Origin of the sequence: Frankia gtarii (assembly GCF_025403375.1) — a bacterium.
In the GTDB taxonomy this organism is placed as follows: domain Bacteria; phylum Actinomycetota; class Actinomycetes; order Frankiales; family Frankiaceae; genus Frankia; species Frankia gtarii.
Genome location: NZ_JAMPTM010000320.1, coordinates 1 through 7,309 on the forward strand (window position 1 = coordinate 1; position 7,309 = coordinate 7,309).

4 protein-coding genes and 2 pseudogenes are annotated in these 7,309 nt (G+C 71.7%); 2 read left to right on the plus strand and 4 right to left on the minus strand.

Annotated features, from left to right (window positions below; genetic code table 11):
* Both NBZ83_RS28235 and NBZ83_RS28240 read right to left on the minus strand, forming a co-directional pair.
* Positions 1–523: pseudogene (locus tag NBZ83_RS28235) on the minus strand (hypothetical protein); the annotation flags it as partial.
* 12 nt (positions 524–535) lie between these two features.
* The gene (locus NBZ83_RS28240; protein WP_009742485.1) at positions 536–772 is read right to left on the minus strand and encodes a DUF397 domain-containing protein; all 237 of its coding nucleotides are present in this window, start codon (positions 770–772) and stop codon (positions 536–538) included.
* 1,403 nt (positions 773–2,175) lie between these two features.
* Between NBZ83_RS28240 and NBZ83_RS28245 the strand changes: the two genes are divergently transcribed.
* Positions 2,176–3,042 carry a Sco1979 family transcriptional regulator gene (locus NBZ83_RS28245; protein WP_261569186.1) on the plus strand — a complete coding sequence of 289 codons (867 nt, stop codon included), beginning with the start codon at positions 2,176–2,178 and terminating at the stop codon, positions 3,040–3,042.
* Positions 3,043–3,074: 32 nt separating this feature from the next.
* Here NBZ83_RS28245 and NBZ83_RS28250 read toward each other — a convergent pair whose 3' ends face one another.
* Positions 3,075–5,717, minus strand: coding sequence for an ATP-binding protein (locus NBZ83_RS28250; RefSeq protein WP_261576142.1), 2,643 nt, complete (start codon positions 5,715–5,717; stop codon positions 3,075–3,077).
* A 103-nt stretch (positions 5,718–5,820) separates the two neighbouring features.
* Positions 5,821–6,624, minus strand: coding sequence for a transposase (locus NBZ83_RS28255; protein ID WP_261576143.1), 804 nt, complete (start codon positions 6,622–6,624; stop codon positions 5,821–5,823).
* A gap of 46 nt (positions 6,625–6,670) precedes the next feature.
* Between NBZ83_RS28255 and tnpA the strand changes: the two are divergent.
* A pseudogene (gene tnpA, locus NBZ83_RS28260) lies at positions 6,671–6,967 on the plus strand (IS200/IS605 family transposase); the annotation flags it as partial.
* Positions 6,968–7,309: the final 342 nt, after the last annotated feature.

The window sequence follows — 7,309 nt, forward strand, 5'->3', positions numbered from 1 at the left end:
GGCTCGGGTGGGCGTGCAGCACGATGGCGTCGACGCCGGCCGAGCGCACCTGCTCGGCGGCGGCCCGGACCAGCCACGCCGGCTCGACCAGGACGAAGCCCACCTGCGCTCGCCGACGCTCGGCGATCGTGTCGCCGTCGTCCTGCCACGAGCCCGGCACGCCGAGGGATTCGTGGGTCCACTGGCAGGTGATGAGCCCATCGGCACCCGGCAGTGAGAGCAGGGGAAGATCTCCCGAGCTGAAGATCCGTTCCGTGGTAGGCGGGCGCATGCTGTCTCCGGTCCGGTTGGCCGCAAGCGCCGCGAAGGCGATCGCCGGCCGCATCGGCGGGTCGGTACGGGAAGGGACAGAACGGGCCTCGTTGCACCGCATGTCCGTCCGATCCAGCAGGTCGGTGGCCGGGGCGACGTCGCGTTGCGACGTCTGGGCCAGCCACGCGTGCTGCGGGCTAGGGGCGAGCGGAGCCCGCACGGCCGTGTCGCACGTCTGCCGGGAAGGGACGACCGGAGTCAGCAGGACCATGATGGCGGGCGCCTACTGGAGAAGGTTGTCGAAATCGCCATCCTTGGCCCCGAGTATCAGAGCCTCTATCTCAGCTCGGGTATAGACAAGGGCGGGGCCGTTCGGATGCCGGGAGTTGCGGACGGCCACCTCGTCGCCCGGCAGCTTCGCCATTTCGACGCAGTTGCCCTGCGAGTTGCTGCGCCGACTCTTCTGCCAGGTCACGCGCTCCAGCGCCGCCGCCGACATGCCACTGTAGATCTTGGTCACGCGATCTCCTGAAGACCCGAGTAGCCGTGCCACGACGGCCCTCACCCCACGCAGTCCGCCCCGTCGCACCGCCGCACTGCGATGGACACCCCGCCGATCACACCGGACGGATCTACCCCCGAGAACCCCTACCGATGTACTCGCGTGTGCGCCTGCACGAACTTCGGCTCACGATACAGCACGGTCGGGTGCACGTGCATCAAGCGGGTCGCATGTGCGCACCCCGGCCTCACGTGCGGCCGTCCATGCGCCCGCCGCGGTCGCGCGCCTCGAGACGGGGCGCCCGCCCGACGGCCGAACCCGCGCCCGCCCCGGCGATAAGGAGCGGGACCCCGCCCCGAGCGGACCCGACGCACCGGTCCCGCAGACGGCGGCCTCCCCCGCAGGCGCTAGCACTCCTGGTCCAGGGCCGGCAGAGATGACCCGAAGGAGTGAGCAAATCGCCCTGATTAATTCCTAAAGTGATGAATCGCGCAGCCGGACGGCGGCTCCGCAACGGTGCATCAAGGGATGTAGCCGACATAGAGGTCGCTGACTTGCGGGAATGACACACAAGCGCGGCAGGGCACCGGGGCTCCCGCGGCGAGGGACGCTGATCGGAGGGGAACCCGCTGGTGTAAAAGTTCATAGCCCCGACACGTCGGACATCGGGACGCGGCCGGCGACGGCCGAGTCCCGGGGCCGCGCGAACGCGCGGGGGGCAACGCAATGGGAACCCATCGTCGGACCACCAGAGAGGCCATCGCACCACGCAAAGTCTCACCGGTCGCACCTGCGCTCCACCATCTCGGTGCCGGAACATCTCCGGCCGCCGCTGGGGTGGGAACCTCGTCGGCCACCACCGGTGGGCGGCGCGAGCACCACGACCGGGCCGCCGGTCCGGCGACATTCACCCGAGTGGGGAGTCGGCCGCCCTACCTGGCCCCGCGGTCGGGTGGAATCAGACGACAGGCAACCCTGCCAGCACCGGAGCCTCATGCCGGCGCGGAGGCGACCGGCAGCCCAGGGGCACCTGGGCGACGTCGAGTCCGAAGCGCCGGGGAACGTGGACACCGCGGGCCGGGCGGGCGAACGGGAACGCGAGAGAGTGGAGCGAGAGAGTGCGAGCGGGAGGACCGAAGGGGGTGAGGGGAATGGAAGCGGCTCGATGCGACGGCTCCGGAACGGATCGGAGAGTTCGCGTCACTGAGAGCTACCTTCGATCCCCGGCCGCACCTTCGGGGGCGTCTACACCGCCAGGCCAGCGGACGCCCACCGCCAGCACCCTCTGTGAGCGTGTATACAAATAACCCTCGCTGCGCTAAACAAGCAGCTGTCGCCCAGACAAGAGAACCAGCCACATATCCGGATCTAGAAGATCAGATGTCATACTCTTGCGTTGACCGATGGCGAGGGGGCCGACCGTGACGACAGCTCAGCCGGGAAGTGGGCCGACCGTGCGTCGGATCCTGCTCGGCTCTCAGCTCCGTCGACTTCGCGAGGAGAAGGGCATCAGCCGGGAGACCGCTGGATACCACATCCGCGCCTCCGAGTCGAAGATCAGCCGGATGGAGCTGGGACGAGTCAGCTTCAAAGAGCGGGATGTCGCCGACCTGCTGACCTTCTATCAGGTCACGGACGAAGCCGAGCGAGCTCCATTGCTGTCGCTCGTGCGCGAGGCGAACACCGCCGGCTGGTGGCAAAACTTCAACGACGTTCTCCCCACCTGGTTCCAGCCATATGTCGGGCTCGAGGAGTCCGCCCAGCTGATCCGCACCTACGAGCTGCAGTTCATTCCGGGCCTGCTCCAGACCGAAGACTATGCGCGAGCCATCATCACTCAGGGTAGCAGTGGGGCGCCGGTCGACGTGATCGAGCGGCGGGTGAGCGTCCGCATCAACCGACAGAAGTTGCTTTACCGCAAGAACCCACCGCGACTGTGGGTGGTCATTGACGAGGCGGCGCTGCGCCGGCCGATCGGCGGCCCGAAGGTGATGCGCGCGCAGATCGAGCATCTGATCAACCTCGCGCCGTTGCAGAACCTCACCCTGCAGGTGATGCCCTTCGCCTTCGGGGGCCACGCGGCCGAGGGCGGCGCGTTCACCATCCTGCGCTTCCCGGAGATGGACCTGCCCGACGTCGTCTACCTCGAGCAGCTCACCGGCTCCACCTACCTGGACAAGCGCGAGGACGTCGACCGGTACATGGAGGTCTACAACCGGCTCAGCGTCGACAGCACGACGCCGGCGTCCACCCCCGAGGTGCTGCGGCGGATCGTCAGCGAGTACTGAGCCCGCGCCGCGCCGGGCCCGCCGCGGGGGCCTCACCCGGCGCGGGCCGTCGGCGCGGCGCGGATGGACGGCGGCCAGGTGAGTTCCAGGCTCAGCCACTGATCGTCCAGATCGACGCCGATTTCCACGTCGGGGGCGCCCGCCTCGAGCCCGGTGGCCGGCCAGGTGTCGCCGGCGCCGTCGGGCCAGGGCGGCGGCACCCCGTCCGGCCAGGGCACCGCGACGAAGACGCTCCCCCCGTCCGGCGCCCACAGCACCGTGACGATCGCCCGCCCGCCCGGGGCCGCGGCGAGCACCGCGCCGACCTGGTCGGCCAATGCCACCCGCACCGGCGCCGGCGCCGAGCGCAGATCCCCGGAGAGCTGGACCTCGACGCTGATCCCCGCGTTCTCGGCGTCGGCGAGCACCGGATCCAGATCCGCGAGCGCGGATGACGGCCCGCCGCCGGTCAGCATCCGACGGATCACGGCGGCCCGCACCGCGCAGCGACTGCGCACGGCTGCCGCCCTCGGGTCGAGCCGGCCACCGGCGATCCCCGCCAGCAGCGGCAGCACGTCCGCCTCGACGGTGCCCAACCACTGGACGCGCTCGCGGCGGATCATCAGCAGGGCATCGATGCGCGCGGCGACCTCCGCCTCCGCCGCCAGGGTGCGCGCGGTGGTGTCGGCGGTGGCGCGCAGCAGCGGGCCGAGCATGGCGGTGACGATCTGGACGCCGCACATCCCATAGATGTTCGAGCTCAGCCGGGCGAACACGAGCGAATTGTCCGTGTCCCGGACGAGTACCAGCCCGACCAGCAGCAGGATCGCCACCACCAGGGCAGCGATCCACTCCCGCCGCGGCCGGGAGGCGGTGATGAACGCCAGCAGCAGCGGCAGGACGAACAGCGGCCAGTCGGCGATCCGAACGATGTCCGGCCCGCGGGTGTTCGCCGTACTGACGACGGTCACAGCCAGGCCCACCGCCAGCAGTACAGCCGATTCGGCGCGCCCGAGCGGCCGGCCCCGAACCCGCCGTACGGTCTCGGCGACCACCAGCGCGAGGCCCACCCACAGCAGCGCCGCGACCGGGCGCGCCCGCACCCAGCCGAGCGTCGCGACCAGCGGCACCAGCATGATGACCAGCCAGATGCCGGTGACCTGCCCGACGGCACGGCGCAGCCCGGCGGCGTAGGCGCAGGCGAGGTCGTCGGCGATCGCGGTGACCCCACGACGATCGGCGACGACCCCATGGCCGTCCGCGGCAACCGCGGCCGCGCCCCGACGGCCGGCAGGCAGGCCGCCCCGCGCCCCGCCAGTGCCGCCAGTGCCGCCAGTGCCGCCAGTGATCGGCGTATCCCGCGATGTGCGCCACTGGAGCTGCACGGTCGTGCCGCGCCCCGGCGCCGAGACGATGTCGACCGTCCCGGCGACGTCCTCGAGCCGGCCGACGATCGAGCGGCGCAGACCGAGCCGGGCCGGGTCGACCTTGCCCGGGTCGAAGCCGCGGCCGGCGTCGGACACCCGCACGGTGACGACACCCGACCCGCCGTCGATGCGGACCCGCGCCCGGCGAGTGCCGGCGTGGCGCTCCACGTTCGCCAGCGCCTCGCCGACGGCTCCGGCGAAGGCGGCGCCGACGACGGCCGGCGGCTCGGTGAGGACCGCCCCACGGGCGGCGCCGCGCAGATGATTGTCGAAGGTGACCCGCAGCCGCGGGCCGGTGGCGTTGCGGACGACCTCGGCGAGGCGCTCGTCGATGGCCGGCCCGGTCGCCTCATCCGGGTCGAGCAGGCCCTGCACGGCGGCGAGGCTCTGCGCGCAGCGCCGGCGTGCCAGCGCCACATCCCGCCCCCCACCCCAGGCGATGCCGGTCAGCGTGTTGAGGACCGTGTCGTGGATGATCCGCTCGCGCTCCCGACGGTCCCGGGCGACCGCGTGGACCACCGCTTCACCCCGGTGGCGCGCCACGACGTTCGCCCAGCGCCGGTCGGCGGTACGGGCGATCTGGCGCAGCCGGCCGATCGCGAAGCCCAGCAGCCCCGGCACCAGCACCAGGATGGCCGACTCGACGATGACCTGCGGGTTGTGCCCCCAGCCCCCCACCAGGGTGCCGGCGCCGAGCAGCAGCACACCCGGCGCGGCGAGCAGCGGCGGGAAGGCCCACACGGCGACGATCGCCGCGTTGACGGCGGTCAGGAACACGAAGTTGCCGCTGTCCCCCACCGACTCCGGCGGCAGCCAGCGCTCGGCCGTCAGCGCCAGTGCCAGCGCGACGACGACACTCGCGGCGGCCAGCGGGCGACCCACCCCGCGGCGCAGGCCCACCACGCAGAAGAACACGCCCCATCCGACGCTGAGCGCCACGACGGCCGTGGCCGCCGGCTGGCCCGCGTACCAGTGCCAGATGACCAGGTAGAACAGTGTCAGCAGGACGGCGACGGCGCGGAGCGCGACGAGCACCGTGGCCATGACCCGCTCCAGCGCCCGATAGGCGGCGCCCAACTCGACCGATGCGCGGCCCAGCTCCAGCGCGGCGGCACCGAAGGCGGTGTCGGTGATCCCGTCGGAGTTCCCGGCGGCGGCTCGCAGCCCGCCCGGCGGCAGCGCCGGCCCGCCGTGGCCGCCGTGGCCGCCGGTACCCCCGGATTCGGTACCCTCCGCCGCCCCCATGGTGGGACCAGCGCCCCCGGTCATGGTCGGTGGTTCCATCATGATTCGACAGTTCCATCCTGGTCCGACAGTTCCCTGCCGTCCTCCCCGCCCTGAAGGGCGGGGATTCCTGCCGTGCCGAGCGGGTTCACGCGGCACCTCGGTGGGTTCCTGTTTCACGGCCAGCCGCCCGGACAGGTCCGGGTCTCACGTCGGCTCCGCAGGCGTCTACCATCCCCGCCCGACGCGGCGTCGCAGCCCCGTCTTTGCGCCCAGCGGCGACCTGGCGCTGACCCTCGACGTGGACCGCTCGGCTGTCGCGGACCAGCCGAGCAGCCAGCGTGTGATGATGATCCCGGCGGGCCTCCCGCGCCTTCCGGTGCTCGACCGCGACCCGGCGCACCGCCTTGCGACGGTTCACCGACTCCTTGCGCCTGCGGGCGAGTGCCCGCCGCGCGCGGGCGAGCCCGCGGTGCCGCGACCGCAGAGGACGCGGGTTCGCGACGATCTCCCCGCTCGACAGGGTCGCGAGCCGGCCCAACCCAGGATCCAGGCCGACCTCGGCGTCGACCACCGGGAAGGGAACGTCGACGACATCGACGACGAACGACACGACGAACGACACGTAGTACCGGCCGTCCGCCTGCCGGATCACCGTCGCCGACGACGGGACCGACGGCAACGCCCGCGACCAGGCCAGCCGCAGAACACCGACCTTCGCCGCCCGCACCCCGCGCGGCGTCACCCCGAAACCCTCGGGGGTCTGCTTCGCCAGCGTCACCACCCGGCGCTGCACGTCGGTATCGCCGATCCGCTCCCCGGCGGCATACACCTCGTCCCGGGCACGCAGCGTGTCGTTGAACCCGACCCGGGCACAACCGAACGCCCGCGCCAGCGCCTGAACCTGCCCCGGCCCGGGGTAGGCGCGGTAGCGGTAGCGAACGATGGTCACCTCACCCGTCACCCTTTGTCCACAAGCGAATCCGACGGCGACAGGTATGGCCGGCGTGTGCGCCGACTTCGGCGCTGTGACGACCGAGTTCCACGGCCAGGACAACCACGTCCACCCGCTCGTCGAGTACCCACCGAAGATCGCGGTATCTACGCCGGTGAACAGCCTCAAGGGCGTCTCGACGCGACGGCTGCGCTCCGCGCACACCGGCCAGATCAACCGGTACAGCATCCGCGGGCACTTCTGGTCACCGTCCTACCTCGCCACATCGGCCTGCGGTACCCCACTCGCACTGCTACGCGAACACATCGACGGGCAGCAGCAACCGGCAGCAACACGCTGACCCCGCTCTGAAGGGCGGGGCCTGCGCGCCATGTCCACCCTGGTCATGGTGGCATCACTTCCGACCCGAGGCTCGCCCCCGGGCAAGCTGGTCGCAGGCTACAGGCCACTCACCACCTGCCGCCGACAAAGGACGCCTCCGGCAGCCCACCGCTACGAACCGGACATCGGGCGGTTCGTAGCGGCGGAATCAGCCGGCCCGTCGCCGATGGTTCCCCGTGAGCGGGTAGCCCCGTGCCCGCGGTGCCCTAGGCTTGACGGCGTGCGGAAGGACAGCCCTTGAAACCTCCGCCGTTCGCGTCCCCGCCGCGCTCTCCCACCGCGCCGAGGACCTCCATCCCCC

Coding starts and splice junctions, on each gene's coding strand:
- NBZ83_RS28250 (WP_261576142.1), bottom strand. CDS start 5,717: ATGACCGGGGGCGCTGGTCCCACCATGGGGGCGGCGGAGGGTACCGAA.